Origin of the sequence: Pseudomonas sp. MWU347, assembly GCF_017947305.1 — a bacterium.
GTDB lineage: Bacteria > Pseudomonadota > Gammaproteobacteria > Pseudomonadales > Pseudomonadaceae > Aquipseudomonas > Aquipseudomonas putida_A.
The window spans coordinates 1-16,943 of the sequence record NZ_JAFGZB010000005.1; the positions used below are offsets into that span (position 1 = coordinate 1).

At 61.9% G+C, this 16,943-nt stretch carries 13 protein-coding genes and 1 pseudogene; 11 read left to right on the forward strand and 3 right to left on the reverse strand.

Annotation, left to right across the window (positions count from 1 at the left end):
- Window positions 1-269: 269 nt before the first annotated feature.
- From KCG87_RS11890 to KCG87_RS11910, 5 genes are all read left to right on the forward strand, one after another.
- Window positions 270-1,199 carry an amidohydrolase family protein gene (locus tag KCG87_RS11890; protein WP_007965237.1) on the forward strand — a complete coding sequence of 310 codons (930 nt, stop codon included), beginning with the start codon at window positions 270-272 and terminating at the stop codon, window positions 1,197-1,199.
- A gap of 4 nt (window positions 1,200-1,203) precedes the next feature.
- Window positions 1,204-2,109 (forward strand): amidohydrolase family protein, encoded by a 906-nt coding sequence (locus KCG87_RS11895; RefSeq protein ID WP_003224037.1) that lies wholly within the window; start codon window positions 1,204-1,206, stop codon window positions 2,107-2,109.
- Window positions 2,110-2,351: 242 nt separating this feature from the next.
- Entirely contained in the window at window positions 2,352-3,737 is a 1,386-nt protein-coding gene (locus KCG87_RS11900) for a UbiD family decarboxylase (protein WP_210557775.1), read from the forward strand.
- Between the two features lie 11 nt (window positions 3,738-3,748).
- Window positions 3,749-4,363 carry a UbiX family flavin prenyltransferase gene (locus KCG87_RS11905; RefSeq protein ID WP_210557783.1) on the forward strand — a complete coding sequence of 205 codons (615 nt, stop codon included), beginning with the start codon at window positions 3,749-3,751 and terminating at the stop codon, window positions 4,361-4,363.
- Window positions 4,364-4,429: 66 nt separating this feature from the next.
- On the forward strand, window positions 4,430-5,470 hold the full coding sequence (locus KCG87_RS11910; protein ID WP_210557772.1) for a GTP-binding protein: 1,041 nt from the start codon (window positions 4,430-4,432) through the stop codon (window positions 5,468-5,470).
- Between the two features lie 69 nt (window positions 5,471-5,539).
- Here KCG87_RS11910 and KCG87_RS27450 read toward each other — a convergent pair.
- Window positions 5,540-5,665 (reverse strand): annotated as a pseudogene (locus tag KCG87_RS27450) (DUF4381 domain-containing protein); the annotation flags it as partial.
- A gap of 48 nt (window positions 5,666-5,713) precedes the next feature.
- Between KCG87_RS27450 and KCG87_RS11915 the strand changes: the two are divergent.
- The 3 genes from KCG87_RS11915 (at window position 5,714) to KCG87_RS11925 (ending at window position 8,903) form a co-directional block, all read left to right on the forward strand.
- The gene (locus tag KCG87_RS11915) at window positions 5,714-7,069 is read left to right on the forward strand and encodes a nucleobase:cation symporter-2 family protein (RefSeq protein WP_139055946.1); all 1,356 of its coding nucleotides are present in this window, start codon (window positions 5,714-5,716) and stop codon (window positions 7,067-7,069) included.
- A 13-nt stretch (window positions 7,070-7,082) separates the two neighbouring features.
- Window positions 7,083-8,471, forward strand: a complete 1,389-nt coding sequence (locus KCG87_RS11920; protein ID WP_098968237.1) for an amidohydrolase family protein — start codon at window positions 7,083-7,085, stop codon at window positions 8,469-8,471.
- A gap of 222 nt (window positions 8,472-8,693) precedes the next feature.
- Complete coding sequence (locus tag KCG87_RS11925; protein WP_003224027.1) at window positions 8,694-8,903, forward strand: hypothetical protein; 210 nt, start codon at window positions 8,694-8,696, stop codon at window positions 8,901-8,903.
- Window positions 8,904-9,033: 130 nt separating this feature from the next.
- On the opposite strand, the gene KCG87_RS11930 is transcribed toward KCG87_RS11925, so the two are convergent.
- Both KCG87_RS11930 and KCG87_RS11935 read right to left on the reverse strand, forming a co-directional pair.
- A complete protein-coding gene (locus tag KCG87_RS11930; protein WP_115990118.1) occupies window positions 9,034-10,317 on the reverse strand; it encodes a Zn-dependent hydrolase in 1,284 nt (427 codons plus the stop codon).
- Window positions 10,318-10,461: 144 nt separating this feature from the next.
- Window positions 10,462-11,946 (reverse strand): NCS1 family nucleobase:cation symporter-1, encoded by a 1,485-nt coding sequence (locus KCG87_RS11935; protein WP_210557770.1) that lies wholly within the window; start codon window positions 11,944-11,946, stop codon window positions 10,462-10,464.
- A gap of 623 nt (window positions 11,947-12,569) precedes the next feature.
- Here KCG87_RS11935 and hydA point away from each other — a divergent pair.
- The 3 genes from hydA to preA all read left to right on the forward strand — a co-directional run bounded on the left by hydA (window position 12,570) and on the right by preA (window position 16,810).
- Window positions 12,570-14,009, forward strand: a complete 1,440-nt coding sequence (gene hydA, locus KCG87_RS11940; RefSeq protein WP_210557768.1) for a dihydropyrimidinase — start codon at window positions 12,570-12,572, stop codon at window positions 14,007-14,009.
- A gap of 158 nt (window positions 14,010-14,167) precedes the next feature.
- Entirely contained in the window at window positions 14,168-15,535 is a 1,368-nt protein-coding gene (locus KCG87_RS11945) for an NAD(P)-dependent oxidoreductase (protein WP_210557766.1), read from the forward strand.
- Window positions 15,536-16,810 (forward strand): NAD-dependent dihydropyrimidine dehydrogenase subunit PreA, encoded by a 1,275-nt coding sequence (gene preA, locus KCG87_RS11950; RefSeq protein WP_007965265.1) that lies wholly within the window; start codon window positions 15,536-15,538, stop codon window positions 16,808-16,810.
- Window positions 16,811-16,943 lie beyond the last annotated feature (133 nt).

Below are 16,943 nucleotides of genomic sequence, written 5' to 3' on the forward strand. Positions count from 1 at the left end.
GGTTCCCTCTCCCTCCGGGAGAGGGCTAGGGTGAGGGCAAGGCTCTTGATCCAAGGCCCATATCCCAGAAGTATCACCACCCCACCCAATTAATATTGTACGAACCCTCCCCCGCCTTCCAATACTCGCCCTCAGCAACCACCCACCCGGGCCGGATGCGAACAGGCGAGGGAATGCGCGAGTGCTGCGCATAGAAATGGCCAATAGCCCGGGGCGTGGATGCCGAGAGCCGCAAGGCTCCCTTCCCCGCTATCAGGAGATCGACTTCAATGATCATCGATATCAGCTGCTATCCCACGGATCTCGTGGACCTCGCCTGGAGGCATGACGGTGACCCGTTCACCGGCGAGCGTTTGCTGGAGATGATGGATGGCCCGTACATGGTCAACGGCAAACCTCGCCGGATCGACAAAGCCTTCATCCAGCCGCCGCAGGGCAACACCATTTACACCTGGACCGACGGCGAACTCTCGGGCCGCGAATCCATCGACGCCTACATGGCCTACACCCTGAAAATGGTGCAGACCTACCCCGATCGTTTCATCGGCTGCTTCGTCTACAACCCGCGCTGCGGCGTGGAAAACGGCGTCGAGGCGATCGAGCGCTACGTCAAGGAGCACGGTTTCAAGATGGTGCAGATGCAGGCCAATATGCACGCCTACCGGCCTGATCGTGCACTGGACTGGGTGCGCCCGTGCTTCGAGAAATGCGCCGAACTGGGCATCCCGGTCAAGCTGCACACTGGCGACGGGCCGTACAGCATCCCGTCGGAATGGGTGCCGATGATCAAGGAATTCCCCAACGTGAATTTCATCATGGCCCACTTCGGCGTGCAGACCGGCGGGGTCTACGTGTTCGAACCGATGCAATGGGCGATGGAGCTGCCCAACGTCTATTGCGAATCGGGCTGGTGCCTACAATCGCGGATCGTCGAGTTCGCCAAGGTCTTGCCAACGCACAAGATCCTGTTCGGCACCGACACCCCGCCGAACGAACCGGGCATGTGGCTGCGCCTGCTCGAAGTGTTGTGCCACGAGCCGCCGCAAGGCCTGAACCTCGACGAAGACACCCTCGAGGAATACCTGGGCAACAACACCGCGCGGATGATCGGCCTCGAACCGACCCCGCCGCCGCGTTCCGTTTCCGAAGCAGAGGCGCAACTCAAGCGCCCCGTCACCACGCAACTGGCCAGGAGCTGAACCGATGATCATCGACACCCATCTGCACCCCACCAATCTGGTCGACGAGGCCTGGCGCCACACCGGCGAACCGTTCACCGGCGAGCGCATGCTCAAACTGATGGACGGCCCGTACATGATCAACGGCAAACCGCGCCGCATCGACATGGGTTTCATCCAGCCGCCACCGGGCAACACCGGTTATCGCGACGGTAACCGCCGGGGCCGCGAGGGCGTGCGCGACTACATGTCGTATGTCGCCGAACTCTGTGTGAAGTACCCGGATCGCTTCATCGGCAACTTCAACTTCAACCCGCGCTGGGGACCGGAAAACGGTGCGGCGGAGCTGGAATTCCACATCAAGGAATACGGTTTCAAGATGCTCAAGCTGCACGCCAACATGCACGGCTATCGCCCGGACCGGGCGCTGGACTGGTTGCGCCCGGCAATGAAAGTCTGCGCCAAGTACAACATCGTGGTGCTGATCCATACCGGCGACGGCCCGTACACCATTCCGACGATGTTCTACCCGATCATCCGTGAGTTCCCGATGGTCAATTTCATCATCGGCCACTTCGGCATCCAGACCGGCGGCAACTACTCGTTCGAGGCGTTCTGGATGGCGATGGACACGCCGAACGTGTACTGCGAATCGGGTTGGTGCTTCCAGTCGCGGATCGTCGAGTTCGCCAAGGAACTGCCGCGCAACAAGATCGTGTTCGGCACCGACTCGCCGCCGAACGAACCGGGCATGTGGCTGCGCGAACTGGAGGTGTTGTGCTCACCGGCGCCGCAGGGCTTGGGCATCGATGAGGATCATCTGGAGGACTACCTGGGCAACAACATCGCCCGTTTGTGCGGGATCGAGCCGACGCCACCGCCGAAGGATCTGGTTGAGGCGGATATACGCCTGACCACCACGTACTTGTAGCCACACACAATCCATGTGGGAGCGGGCTTGCTCGCGAAAGCGGTGCGTCATTCAACAATGAAGGTGGCTGATCCACCGCATTCGCGAGCAAGCCCGCTCCCACATTGGGGCCGTGTTACGACAGTTACACAGCGACTTTACAGGCACGAAGATGACCCGGCGTTCCCTCGACCGGCAGGCCAACGGCTGCTCGATCGAACGCCCTCTCACCCCTGCGTGCCTGCTTTTTACGAGGTGAAACCATGACCCGTTCGACGCTCGGCGATTCTCAGGATTTTCACGTGTTCATCGACGCCTATCGCCGTGAGTACCCGGACGATGTGCTGACCATCACCCAAACCCTTTCTGCCGATCAGGACATCACCGCCCTGGTCGATGCCCTCGCCACACAGGGCCGCGATCCATTGCTGATCTGCGACAACGTCGGCGGCCTCAAGGTACCGGTGGCAACTAACCTGTTCGCCTCCCGCACCCGCATTGCCCGGTTGTTCGATGTCACCCCGGCACAACTGCACGAAACCTTCCAGCGCCGCGCCAACCAGCCCATCGCCCCGCGCTACGTGGAAAGCGGCCCCGTGCTTGATGAAGTGTTCGAAGGCGAAGCCGTAGATCTGGCGCTGCTGCCGATGCTCAAGCACTTCGACAGCGATCGCGGGCCGTACATCACCAACGCGATCATCATCGCCGAGGACCCGCTGACCGGCATCGCCAACATGAGCTACCACCGCTCGATGCGCCACGCTCGCCAGTCCCTGGCGACCAGCCTGCACTCGCGCGGACACCTGTGGCGGATGCTGCAGACCGCCCGTGAGCGCGGCGAAGAATTGCGCGTGGCGATGGTGGTCGGTGCACATCCGTTGTTCATGCTCGCGGCGGCAGCGCGTTTACCCTACGGCAGCGATGAACGCGCCGTCGCCGGCGGCTTGTTCGGCGCACCGCTGGAACTGGTCAAGACCCCGCGCTACGGCATCGGCGTCCCGGCATACGCCGAGTTCGTCCTCGAAGGCGCCATTGACCCGACGGCCTACGCCGAGGAAGGCCCGTTCGGCGAGTTCAGCGGTTATTCCTCGGATCGTTCGACCAACAACGTGCTGCGCGTCGACACCCTGTTGCGGCGCAAGGACGCCTGGCTGGTGGACGTGATGGGCGGCCGCTACGCCGAGCACCTGACCCTCGCCCGACTGCCGCGCGAAGCGGAAATGAGCGAGAAGCTCAAGGCGCGTTTCCCCGCCGTCACCGCCGTGCATTATCCGAACTCCGGCACCCACTTTCATTGCTACGTGGCGCTGGATCAAAGCCGCGACGGCGAGGCGCGGCAAATCATGCTCGCCCTGCTCGGCTGGGACCCGTACCTGAAAAACGTGATCGCGGTGGACAGCGATATCGACATCACTGACGACAGCCAGGTGTTGTGGGCGCTGGCCACGCATTTCCAGCCACATCTGGATATTTTCGTGATCGATGGCTTGCCCGGCAGTCCGCTGGATCCGTCGTCCTCGGTCAACGGCACCACTTCGCGCATGGGCTTGGACGCTACCCGAGGCTCGGGCTTCGACGGGATCAAGGCGCAGCTCGATCAGGACGTGCTCGAACGTGCGCGGCAACTGCTCAAAGGGCTGGCATCGTGAACCGTCGGCGGATGGTGGTCGGCATCAGCGGCGCGTCCGGCTTCATCTACGGCGTGCGTCTTTTGCAATTGCTCGCCGAACTGGAGATCGAAAGCCACCTGATCATCAGCCGCGCCGCGCTGCTGACCATGGCCCACGAGACCGACTACAAACTGGCCGAGGTCACTGCGCTCGCCAGCCACTACCACCGCGCCGACGACGTCGCCGCCGGGATCGCCAGCGGTTCGTTCCGCTGCCTGGGCATGGTGGTCGCGCCGTGTTCGATGCGCACCCTGGCGGAGATTGCCACAGGCACTTCGTCCGGGCTGATCGGCCGCGCCGCCGACGTCACCCTCAAGGAACGCCGCACCCTGGTGCTGATGGCCCGCGAAACCCCGCTGACCCTCGCCCACCTGCGCAACATGACTGCCGTGACCGAGATGGGCGGAATCATCGCCCCGCCGGTGCCGGCGTTCTACGCCCGGCCCGAAAGCCTGGCGCAGATGGTCGATCACAGCCTCGGCAGAGTGCTCGACCTGTTCGGCCTCGATGCCGGCGTTGCCACCCGCTGGAAAGAACACCGAGAACCCTGTGGGAGCGGGCTTGCTCGCGAATGCGGTGGGTCATTCAACAATGATGGTGGCTGAACCACCGCATTCGCGAGCAAGCCCGCTCCCACCCAAAGCAAATCCGCGTCCATCAAGGAGCTGCATATGAACACCCCCTTCAACGCCCCAACCCCCAACACCAAAATCCCCGTGACCATCCTCACCGGCTTCCTCGGTGCCGGCAAAACCACCCTGCTCAACTACATCCTCAAGGAAAACCACGGGCGCAAGATTGCCGTAATCGAAAACGAGTTCGGCGAGGTCGGCATCGACGGCGATCTGGTGCTCAGCTCGGAGACCGAAGAGATCTACGAAATGGTCAACGGCTGCGTGTGTTGTACCGCCGAGGTTCGTGAGGACCTGGTGCGCATCGTCCGCGAGCTGGTGGCGCGCCCGGTGCGCCTCGATCACATCCTCATCGAGACCAGCGGCCTCGCCGATCCGTACCCGGTGGCGCAGAGCTTTTTCATCAATGACCCCATTGCCGAAGAAGTCGAACTCGACGCGATCGTGACCATGGTCGACGCCAGGCACATCGCCCAGCACCTGGAGGATCTGCAACTGGATGGCGTCGACAATCAGGCGGTGGATCAGATCGTCTGCGCCGACCGCATCGTCATCAACAAGGTCGATCTGGTCAGCCCTGAAGAGGTGGACATTCTGCGCGGCAAGATCCGTGGTTTGAACGCCACCGCAGATCTGGTGACCTCCACCCACGCGCAGATCGACCTGACGAAAATCCTCGGCATCGGTGCGTTCGAGTGCACGCAGAAGCTTATGGAAATCGGCGCGGAACCTGAGCATCACGACCATGACCACCACCATGAATCAGAAGACCACGAACACGATCCGAGCGTGTCATCGGTGGGCATCGCCGTCGACGGCGCGGTCAACCTGATGGCGTTCCACCGCTGGATCAGCGAGCTGCGCTCGTCCCAGGCCGACAACCTCTATCGCATGAAAGGCGTGCTCGCCGTGGCCAACGAAGACCAGCGCTATGTGCTGCAGGGCGTGCACAGCCTGGTGGAATTCCGCGCCTCGACCGCCTGGGGCACGGAGCCCCGTTCGAGCAAGATCGTGTTCATCGGCCGCGACCTGGACCGTGCGGCGCTAAACCAGGGCTTTGCCGCCTGCCTGGCAGGCTGAACAAGGCCTCGGAGCCGGTGGATGGCGGCTTCGCAGCACGAATGACTGATGTTCTTTCGCCTGGCGCAGAACATGTGGGAGCGGGCTTGCTCGCGAATGCGGTGGGTCATTGCACAGTGATGTCGACTGACACAACGCTTTCGCGAGCAAGCCCGCTCCCACAGGGTTACACCGTGTTCTGGCGCTACGCGGCATCAGACGAATACCCCTCTCTACCGCATAAAAACAGCCAGAGGTGATTCCATGTCGTCAGCCACTCCTTCCTCCACCGTGCACCCCGTCGACCGCGTTTTGCCGGTGCGACAGATGCTCACCCTCGGCCTGCAACACATGGCCGTCTCGTACATCGGCGCCATCGCCGTGCCGTTGATCGTCGCCAGTGCCCTGAAGATGTCCCACGCCGACACCGTGGTGCTGATCAGCACCACGCTGTTCTGCTCCGGCATCGCCACCCTTTTGCAAACCGTCGGCTTCTGGAAGTTCGGCGTACGCCTGCCGATCCTGCAAGGCGTGGCGTTCAGCAGCGTCGGTCCGGTGATTGCCATCGGCAGCAACCCCGACGTGGGGTTTGCGGGAGTCTGCGGCGCGGTGATCGGCGCCGGAATTTTCACCCTGCTGATGGCGCCGTTCGTGGGCCGATTACGGCGGTTTTTCCCGCCGGTAGTCACCGGTTGCATCGTCACGGTGATCGGTCTGCAGCTGTTCCCGATCGCCTATGAATGGGTCGGTGGCGGACGCAACGCGAGCAACTTCGGCGCCCCGGCATTTCTCGCGGTGGCGGTGGTGGTGCTGCTGACCATTCTGCTGGTCAATCGCTATGGCAGTCCGCTGCTGCGCAACATGGCGGTGCTGGTGGGCATGCTGGTCGGCGCCGGTCTGGCCTACGGTCTGGGCATGGGCAATTTCCACAGCGTCGAAGAGGCGCCCTGGCTGACCTTGCCCTACCCGTTCTACTTCGGCTTGCCGACTTTCAGCCTGATCCCCATCGCGACCATGGTGGTGGTGATGATCGTGCAGATGGTCGAGTCGATGGGGCTGTTCGTGGCCATCGGCGACATCGTCGACAAACCGGTGGAAGACCAGCAAGTGATCAACGGCCTGCGCGCCAATGGCCTGGCCAGCACCATCGCCGGGATGTTCGCCGCGTTCCCGTTTATCGCCTTCATGGAAAACGTCGGCCTGGTGATCCTGACCGGCGTGCGCAGCCGTTGGGTGGTGGCGGTCAGCGGCCTGCTGATGTGCTCGATTGCGCTGGTGCCCAAGGCCGGGGCGATCATCGCGTCGATGCCGACGGCGGCGTTGGGCGGCGCCGGTATCGCGATGTTCGGCGTGGTCGCGGCGGCGGGCATCCAGACCCTGGCCAAGGTCGATTACGAGCGCAATCGCTACAACGTATTGATCGTCGGTTTCACCATCGCCGCCGCGCTGGTACCGGTGCTCGCGCCCACCCTGTTCAAACAAATGCCCGAGTGGTCACAGCCGTTCCTGCACAGCAGCGTGGTCATCGCCTGCCTGGTGTCGGTGCTGCTCAACGCGGCGCTCAACGGCGTCAGCGTGCCAGACACCACACCCGGCAAATCCGCCTCGCACATTCTCTGACTGGAGCCTGCCCATGACTCGACTTCAAAACATCCTGATCAAAAACCCGCTGGCGGTGATGACCGGCCTGCGCGGCCCGCGTGCCCGGGCCGGTGCGGTGGACATTCGCGTGGTCAACGGCCGCATCGCCGAAATGGCCGCCGACCTTCAAGCGCAACCCGGCGAGCGCGTGATCGATGCACGCAACTGCGTGGTCTATCCGGGCTGGATCAACACCCACCATCACCTGTTCCAGAACCTGCTCAAAGCCGTGCCCGAAGGTTTGAATCAGGATCTGCAAGGCTGGCTGGCGAGCGTGCCCTACCCAAGGTTGAACCGCTTTACCCCGCAACTGGCGCGGATCGCCGCTCGGCTGGGCATGGTCGAATTGCTGTTGTCCGGGGTGACGACCTGCGCCGATCATCATTATCTCTACCACGCCCACGGCACCACCGAGACCGGGGATTTGCTGTTCGATCTGGCGGACGAATTCGGCCTGCGCTTTGTGCTGTGTCGCGGTGGCGCGCTGGAATCCGCCAGCGCGCACCCGGGTTTCTCGAAAACCGCGCTGCAACCGGAAAGCCTCGAACAAATGGTCGGCGATATCGAGCGACTGAAATCGCTGTATCACCAGGACACCCCGGATGCCCTGCGCCGGGTGGTCGTCGCGCCAACCACACCGACCTTTTCGCTGCCGCCGACCCTGCTGCGCGAACTGGCGCACACCGCGCGCGGCCTCGGTTTGCGCCTGCACACGCACCTGTCGGAAACGCAGAACTACGTGAATTTCTGCCGCGAGAAATACAACTGCCTGCCGGTGGAGTTCGTCGCCGAACACGAATGGCTCGGCCCCGACGTGTGGTTCGCCCACGCCGTGCACCTGCAACCCGGCGAAATCCGCATGCTCGCCCAGACCGGCAGCGGCATCTCGCATTGCCCGGTGAGCAACGCGCGCCTGGGCAGCGGCGTCGCGCCGGTTCCGCAAATGTATGAGGCCGGCGTACCGATCTCCCTCGGCGTCGACGGCGTCGCGTCCAACGAATCCGGAAGCATGGTCGGCGAAGCCAACACCGCATGGCTGATCCACCGCGCCGAACAAGGCGCCTCGGCGACCACTGCCGAAGACGTGATCCACTGGGGCACGGCGGGCGGTGCGCAGGTATTGGGACTGGGCGCGGTCGGTACGCTGGAAATCGGACAAGCGGCGGATCTGGTGATCTACAGCCTAGATCATCCACGGTTCTTCGGCTTCCACGATTGCGCGGTTGCACCGGTGGTCGCGGGAGAACCGATCACGGTGAAGTACAGCCTGGTGGGCGGCCGGATCGTGGTCGATAACGGCGTGATTCCGGGGCTGGATATCGAACGGATGCGCGCCGAGGCATGGGAAGGTGTGCAGGCGATGATGAATATCGACGATTGACCGCGGATCCGCATGCAATGCAAAACCTGTAGGAGTGAGCCTGCTCGCGATAGCGGTGTGTCAGCTGACATTTGCGCTACTGACACACCGCTATCGCGAGCAGGCTCACTCCTACAGGGAACAACGCCACATTCGCGGACTCGAGGATTCTCGACTAAGGTTACCCCCTCATCGGATTGAGCCCCTGCCAGATCCACCGGGCTCTTGATCAAGGAGAGACTGATGACGTCGCGTCGCAACATCGAACAGACTTATCGCACCTGGTCCAGCCCGATTCTGCTGGAGCTGAAAAAGCGCGAACACCAAATGGCGCCGGTCGAGCGTCAGGCGCTGGAGAATGTTTTGGTCGAACGACGGTTGCTGGATGTCGGCAACCCCAACGGCCCCGACCGACGCCAGGGCACAGCGGGCAAGAATGACCGGCCCGGCTGATCACTTTACTCAACTGAACAAAAACCTGTGGGAGCTGGCTTGCCAGCGATGACGGACTTTCAGTTAATCCAGGGTCGACTGCTCCACCGCCATCGCTGGCGAGCCAGCTCCCACAGATCACGCCGCGTTTTCAGGCCGCGCGCTGCCCCTCCGCCACCATCGCCGAAGCCGCCAGCATCGCCCGCAACAACACCGCACACCCGGCCGCCAGATCATCCGGCGCGGCATTCTCGATTTCGTTGTGGCTGATCCCGCCTTCGCACGGTACGAAGATCATCCCCGCAGGACCGAGTTCGGCGAGGAAGATCGCGTCATGCCCGGCGCCGCTGACGATGTCCATGTGCGACAGGCCCAGACCTTTTGCCGCGCCGCGCACGGCTTCGACGCAACCCTTCTCGAAGTACAGCGGCGGAAAGTCGGCCGTCGGGGTCAGTTCATAGGTCAGGCCGTGTTCTTCGCAGGTCGCCTCAATGACTTGTTTCACCTCGCTGATCATCGAATCCAGCCGCTCCGGTTGCAGATGCCGGAAGTCAAGGGTCATGCGCACTTCGCCGGGGATGACGTTGCGCGAACCGGGGTAGGCTTGCAGGCAACCGACCGTGCCGCAGGCGTGGGGTTGATGGCCGAGGGCGGCGCGGTTGACCGCACCAACGATGACCGAGGCGCCGACCAGCGCGTCCTTGCGCAGGTGCATCGGCGTTGGCCCGGCGTGGGCTTCGACGCCGCGCAACTTCAGGTCGAACCACTTCTGCCCGAGTGCGCCGAGTACCACACCGATGGTTTTCTGTTCGTCTTCGAGGATCGGGCCTTGTTCGATGTGCGCTTCAAAATAGGCGCCGACCTTGTGCCCGCTGACCTTGCGTGAACCGGCATAGCCGATGGCATTCAGGGCTTCGCCGACGGTGACGCCGTCGGCATCGACCTTGGCCAGAGTTTCTTCAAGGGTGAATTTCTCGGCGAACACGCCGGAACCCATCATGCACGGAGCAAAGCGCGAGCCTTCTTCGTTGGTCCAGACCACCACTTCCAGCGGTGCTTCGGTTTCCACGCCGAGGTCATTGAGGGTACGCAGCACCTCGACGCCGGCGAGCACGCCGAAGCAGCCGTCGAATTTGCCGCCGGTGGGTTGGGTGTCGATGTGGCTACCGGTCATCACCGGCGGCAGGTTCGGGTTACGCCCGGGACGGCGGGCGAAGATGTTGCCGACTTCATCCACCGTGACGCTGCACCCGGCGTCCTTGCACCACTGCACGAACAGGTCACGGGCCTGACGATCGAGGTCGGTCAGGGCCAGGCGACAGACCCCGCCCTTGACCGTGGCACCGAGCTTGGCCAGTTCCATGAGCGAGGCCCAGAGGCGGTCGCGGTTGATGTGCTGATGGGTGGATTGCAGAACGTCTACGGCTGCGTTCATGTTGATCTCCTCAGGCAGTTTTTTTATGAGTTTCTTCAGGCAGTTCTTGTGTGTATTTGAGGCCGTCTTCGCGAGCAAGCCCGCTCCCACATTTGGAATGCGTTCACCCTGTGGGAGCGGGCTTGCTCGCGAAGGGGCCATTCCTCACACCGAAGATTTCACAACAGAGGGGCTGCTTCGCATCGAACACAACCCGTAATAAATCACCCCACCCAGCGCCGAACCGGTAAACCAGCCGTAGCTGTAAAACCAACTGAACGCATCGCTGCCCAGCGACAGCAAGGTCAGCACCACCGGCACGCCAAATGCGGTAAACCCGGCCCAGTTCCACGCCGGATACACGTCGTCGCGATAAAGCCCGGCCAGGTCCAGCTGCTGTTTCTTGATCAGGAAATAGTCCACCACCATGATCCCGGCGATCGGCCCGAGCAGGCTCGAATAGCCCAGCAGCCAGTTGGAATACACGGTTTCCAGGCTGACATCGGAAACGATCAGCCCGAGCTTTTTCAGCAGCTCGTGGGCCATCAACGCCAGCCCCACTAAACCAGTGAGCAACACCGCTTTGGTGCGGTTGATCACCTTGGGCGCGATGTTCTGAAAGTCGTTGGTCGGCGAGACAATATTCGCTGCGGTGTTGGTCGACAGCGTGGCAATGATGATCAGTGCCATGGCCACCGCCACCCACAGCGGGCTCTGGATATGGCCGATCAGACTCACCGGGTCGGACACCGTCACGCCGACCAGTTTCACCGACGCGGCAGTCATCACCACACCCAGCGAAGCGAACAGGAACATGGTCAGCGGCAGACCGAAAATCTGCCCGAGGATCTGGTCCTTCTGGCTCTTGGCGTAACGGCTGAAGTCAGGAATGTTCAGCGACAGCGTGGCCCAGAAGCCGACCATCGCCGTCAGCCCGGCGGCGAAGTAACTGACCACGCTCGCGCCCTCAGGACGCTTGGGTGGAATCGCCAGCAGCTCGGTCATCGACACATTGGGCATCGCCCACATCAGCAGGCCGATGCCGACCGCCACCAGCAACGGCGCGGACAGGGTTTCAAGCCACTTGATCGACTCGGCGCCGCGGATCACCACCCACAGATTCAGCGACCAGAAGATCATGAAGCCGATCACCTCGCCGGTTCCGCCGAGGGATTTCCAGCCGTCGAAGATCGAGCCGAGAAACAGGTGAATCGCCAATCCGCCAAACATCGTTTGAATACCGAACCAGCCACACGCCACCAGTGCACGAATCAGGCACGGCACGTTGGAACCGAGCACGCCGAACGACGAGCGCAGCAGCACCGGGAATGGAATGCCGTACTTGGTGCCGGGGAAAGCATTGAGGGTCAACGGGATCAGCACGATGACGTTGGCCAGCAGAATCGCCATCAGCGCTTCGCCGACGGTCAGGCCGAAATACGCGGTAAGTACGCCGCCGAGGGTGTAAGTCGGCACGCACACCGACATGCCGACCCACAGCGCGGTGATGTGCCATTTATTCCAGGTTCGTTCGCGCACCTTGGTCGGTGCCATGTCGTGGTTGTAACGGGGACTGTCGAGGACGTCACTGCCGGCTTCGAGTTCGAACAAGCCGTCGCGCTCGGTCACTTGCGATCTGTTCTGTTGCATGGCCGCTCCACTGTTCTTCTGATTATTTTTTTGCTCATCAGGCGGCTGCACACGGGGTGCGAGCCGGACGATGGCCGGAGGAACTGACAACTTTCGTGTACCGGCCATGGTGTCAGCGGCGGCATCAATAAACGTGCCGGGTGCCCCATCTGACGCCTAGGCGGTGGTTCAAACACATTGCAACTTTCTGATATTGCTGGGTTTTAATTATTCACCGAAAGAGTCCGCGAAAACTTGTCTGCACGCTCAGGCCAAACGTTTGCCAAGTTGTTCGAACTGTCAGGACTCAATCTGGTGCACTGCACTTTTTTTCATCACGGGCGCTCAACCGCAGCTCAACTTCAAGCGGCTGATTTCACATAGGAAATCTTGCTCATATTTCCATCCTGTCAAGTGCGTCAAAATGGTGAACAGCCTCACCATTTTGGTGATTTGCGTTTTTTATCGTTATGTTTCATACACTTAAAACAGCAATAAGCTTATAAAAAATAATCTTGATCAATTGCAAAACTGCGACTAGCTTCTATTCCTGACAGCGCTGACAGGAATACGCCGATCAGCGTTGTACATCAATAAAACATTTAGAACCGGCACAAGTCGGTCATGCCTGCGAGGAACTCGGAATGTCTCTGTTGATCCGTGGCGCCACCGTTGTTACCCATGATGAAAGTTATCGCGCCGACGTCTATTGCGCCGACGGCGTGATCAAAGCCATTGGTCAGAACCTGGATGTTCCCGCCGGCGCCGAAGTGCTCGACGGCAGCGGCCAATACCTGATGCCCGGCGGCATCGACCCACACACTCACATGCAACTGCCTTTCATGGGCACCGTGGCCAGCGAAGACTTCTACAGCGGCACCGCTGCAGGTCTGGCCGGCGGCACTACCTCGATCATCGACTTCGTGATTCCCAATCCACAGCAGTCGTTGATGGAAGCGTTTCATCAGTGGCGCGGCTGGGCCGAGAAGTCGGCATCGGACTATGGCTTCCACGTCGCGATCACCTGGTGGAGCGAGCAAGTGCGTGAGGAAATGGCCGAGCTGGTCAGCCATCACGGGATCAACAGCTTCAAGCATTTCATGGCCTACAAGAACGCGATCATGGCCGCCGACGACACGCTGGTGGCAAGTTTCGAACGCTGCCTGGAACTCGGCGCGGTGCCGACCGTGCATGCGGAAAACGGTGAACTGGTCTATCACCTGCAACGCAAGTTGATGGCCCAGGGCATCACCGGACCGGAAGCGCATCCACTGTCGCGGCCATCGCAGGTGGAAGGCGAAGCGGCGAGCCGGGCGATCCGTATTGCCGAGACCATCGGCACGCCGTTGTATCTGGTGCACGTTTCCACCAAGGAAGCGCTGGACGAAATCACCTACGCCCGCAGCAAGGGTCAACCGGTGTACGGCGAGGTGCTGGCCGGGCATCTGCTGCTCGACGACAGTGTCTACCAGCACCCGGACTGGCAGACCGCCGCCGGTTACGTGATGAGCCCGCCGTTCCGCCCGCGCGGCCATCAGGAAGCGCTGTGGCACGGTCTGCAAAGCGGCAATCTGCACACCACCGCCACCGACCATTGCTGCTTCTGCGCCGAGCAAAAAGCCGCCGGACGCGACGACTTCAGCAAGATCCCCAATGGCACCGCCGGCATCGAAGACCGCATGGCGGTGCTGTGGGATGAAGGGGTCAACAGCGGACGTTTGTCGATGCAGGACTTCGTCGCCCTCACCTCCACCAACACCGCGAAAATCTTCAACCTCTACCCGCGCAAAGGCACGATCCGCGTCGGCGCCGATGCCGACCTGGTGCTGTGGGACCCGCAAGGCACCCGCACCATCTCCGCCAAGACCCACCATCAGCAGGTGGACTTCAACATCTTCGAAGGCAAGACCGTGCGCGGCGTACCGAGCCATACCGTCAGCCAGGGCAAAGTGGTCTGGGCCGACGGCGACCTGCGCGCCGAGCGCGGGGCCGGGCGGTACATCGAACGGCCGGCGTATCCGGCGGTGTTTGATTTGCTGAGCAAGCGGGCTGAGCAACATCGCCCGACTGCCGTTAAGCGCTAAAGCGAGGCCTTCGGCCTCATCGCGAGCAGGCTCACTCCTACAGATGTACGCATTCCAATTGTAGGAGTGAGCCTGCTCGCGATAGCGCCAGTTCAGACACCACAAAAACCACTGCCCATCAGAGGCAGAGAACCTCAATAACCGTGAGGCACAAAACCGTGATCGAGACCCTGAACCATCTCCCGCATCCGCACGAAAGCGCGGCCGCCCTCGCCGGTCATTTCACCGATCTGGCGCCACCGCTCAACGCCCGGCAGGCGCATCTGGAAGCCTCGCGCTGCCTGTATTGCTACGACGCGCCATGCGTCAACGCGTGCCCAAGCGAGATCGATATTCCGTCGTTCATCCGCAATATCCATCAGGACAACGTGCCCGGTGCGGCGCAGAAAATTCTTTCGGCGAACATCCTCGGCGGCAGTTGTGCGCGGGTCTGTCCGACGGAAATCCTTTGTCAGCAAGCCTGTGTGCGCAACAACGCCCAAGAATGCGCGCCGGTACTCATCGGTTTGCTGCAACGCTACGCCGTGGACAATGCGAATTTCACCGAGCACCCGTTCCAGCGTGCGGCCAGCACCGGCAAGCGCATCGCCGTGGTCGGCGCCGGGCCAGCGGGCTTGTCCTGCGCCCACCGCAGTGCGATGCACGGGCATGACGTGGTGATTTTCGAAGCACGGGAGAAGGCTGGTGGCCTCAATGAATACGGGATCGCCAAGTACAAACTGGTCGATGACTATGCGCAGAAAGAGCTGGATTTTCTCCTGCAGATCGGCGGCATCGAAATCCGTCACGGACAGAAACTCGGCGAGAATCTGACCCTCAGCGAGCTGCATCAGCAGTTCGACGCGGTGTTCCTCGGCCTCGGCCTCAACGCCAGCAAACAGCTCGGTCTGGCCCACGAAGACGCGCCCGGCCTGCTCGCCGCCACCGACTACATCCGTGAACTGCGCCAGGCCGATGACCTGACGCAACTGCCACTGGCCGAGCGCTGCATCGTCCTCGGCGCCGGCAACACCGCGATCGACATGGCCGTGCAGATGGCCCGCCTCGGTGCCCGTGACGTGAATCTGGTGTATCGCCGGGGAGCGGCGGACATGGGCGCCACCGGTCACGAACAAGACATCGCCAAAGCCAATCAGGTGCGCCTGCTGACCTGGGCACAACCGGAGGAAGTGCTGCTCGACGCGCAAGGCAAGGTGCGCGGCATGCGCTTCGCCCGTACGCAACTGGTCGACGGTCGCCTGCAAACCACTGGCGAAACTTTCGAGCTGGCCGCCGACGCGATCTTCAAAGCCATCGGCCAGGCCTTCGACAGCAGCGCCCTCGCCGACCCACTGGCCCGTGAACTCCAGCGTCAGGGCGAACGGATTCAGGTCGATGACAACCTGCGCACGAGCATTCCCGGCGTGTATGCCGGCGGCGACTGCACCAGCCTCGATCAGGACCTCACCGTGCAAGCCGTACAGCACGGCAAACTCGCCGCCGAGGCGATCAACGCGCAACTGATGCTCAACGTGGAGGCTGCGTAAATGGCCGATCTCTCGATAGTCTTCGCCGGTATCAAAGCGCCCAATCCGTTCTGGCTGGCCTCTGCGCCGCCGACCGACAAGGCCTACAACGTGGTTCGTGCCTTCGAGGCCGGCTGGGGTGGCGTGGTCTGGAAAACGCTCGGCGAGGACCCGGCAGCGGTCAACGTCTCGTCGCGCTACTCGGCGCACTACGGCAACAACCGCGAGGTGCTGGGCATCAACAACATCGAACTGATCACCGATCGCTCGCTGGAAATCAACCTGCGCGAAATCACCCAGGTCAAGAAGGACTGGCCGGATCGTGCGCTGATCGTCTCGCTGATGGTGCCGTGCGTCGAGGAATCGTGGAAACACATCCTGCCGCTGGTGGAAGCCACCGGTGCCGATGGCATCGAGCTGAATTTCGGTTGCCCGCACGGCATGCCCGAGCGCGGCATGGGCGCGGCGGTCGGTCAGGTGCCGGAGTACGTCGAGCAGGTCACTCGGTGGTGCAAGACCTATTGCTCGCTACCGGTGATCGTCAAGCTGACACCGAACATCACCGACATCCGTGTCGCCGCCCGCGCTGCGCATCGCGGGGGCGCCGATGCGGTGTCGCTGATCAACACCATCAACTCGATCACCAGCGTCGACCTGGAACACATGGTCGCCCTGCCCACCGTCGGCAGCAAAAGCACCCACGGCGGTTACTGCGGCTCGGCCGTCAAACCGATCGCGCTGAACATGGTCGCCGAAATCGCCCGTGATCCACAGACCCAGGGCCTGCCGATCTGCGGCATTGGTGGCATCGGCAGTTGGCGTGACGCGGCGGAGTTCATGGCGTTGGGCAGCGGCGCGGTGCAGGTGTGCACGGCGGCGATGCTCCACGGTTTCCGGATTGTCGAGGAGATGAAGGACGGTCTGTCGCGCTGGATGGACAGCCAAGGCTACGCCAACATCGCCGAGTTCTCCGGGCGCGCAGTGGGCAATACCACCGACTGGAAGTACCTCGACATCAACTACCAGGTGATCGCCAAGATCGACCAGGACGCGTGCATCGGTTGCGGGCGTTGCCACATTGCTTGCGAAGACACTTCACACCAGGCGATCAGCAGCTTGAAACAGGCTGACGGCACGCATAAATATGAAGTGATCGATGAGGAGTGTGTGGGTTGTAACTTGTGCCAGATCACTTGTCCGGTGGCGGACTGTATCGAGATGGTGCCGATGGAAACCGGCAAGCCGTTTCTGGACTGGAATCATGATCCGAGGAATCCTTACCACGTTGCCGTCTAGATCGCCGGCTGATCCAACAGCCCCCTCACCCTAACCCTCTCCCAAAGGGAGAGGGGACTGATTGGGGGATATTTCAGAAATCCACCGACTTGAGCGATTTACTTTGAATCCATAATCGATACATGCACAGGCA

What these genes read in the sequence shown, in the direction of transcription:
- KCG87_RS11930 (WP_115990118.1), bottom strand. Translation starts at nt 10,317, where the DNA reads ATGAACGCAGCCGTAGACGTTCTGCAATCCACCCATCAGCACATCAAC.
- KCG87_RS11915 (WP_139055946.1), top strand. Translation starts at nt 5,714, where the DNA reads ATGTCGTCAGCCACTCCTTCCTCCACCGTGCACCCCGTCGACCGCGTT.
- KCG87_RS11895 (WP_003224037.1), top strand. Translation starts at nt 1,204, where the DNA reads ATGATCATCGACACCCATCTGCACCCCACCAATCTGGTCGACGAGGCC.
- preA (WP_007965265.1), top strand. Translation starts at nt 15,536, where the DNA reads ATGGCCGATCTCTCGATAGTCTTCGCCGGTATCAAAGCGCCCAATCCG.
- KCG87_RS11890 (WP_007965237.1), top strand. Translation starts at nt 270, where the DNA reads ATGATCATCGATATCAGCTGCTATCCCACGGATCTCGTGGACCTCGCC.
- KCG87_RS11925 (WP_003224027.1), top strand. Translation starts at nt 8,694, where the DNA reads ATGACGTCGCGTCGCAACATCGAACAGACTTATCGCACCTGGTCCAGC.
- KCG87_RS11900 (WP_210557775.1), top strand. Translation starts at nt 2,352, where the DNA reads ATGACCCGTTCGACGCTCGGCGATTCTCAGGATTTTCACGTGTTCATC.
- hydA (WP_210557768.1), top strand. Translation starts at nt 12,570, where the DNA reads ATGTCTCTGTTGATCCGTGGCGCCACCGTTGTTACCCATGATGAAAGT.
- KCG87_RS11905 (WP_210557783.1), top strand. Translation starts at nt 3,749, where the DNA reads ATGGTGGTCGGCATCAGCGGCGCGTCCGGCTTCATCTACGGCGTGCGT.
- KCG87_RS11910 (WP_210557772.1), top strand. Translation starts at nt 4,430, where the DNA reads ATGAACACCCCCTTCAACGCCCCAACCCCCAACACCAAAATCCCCGTG.
- KCG87_RS11935 (WP_210557770.1), bottom strand. Translation starts at nt 11,946, where the DNA reads ATGCAACAGAACAGATCGCAAGTGACCGAGCGCGACGGCTTGTTCGAA.
- KCG87_RS11920 (WP_098968237.1), top strand. Translation starts at nt 7,083, where the DNA reads ATGACTCGACTTCAAAACATCCTGATCAAAAACCCGCTGGCGGTGATG.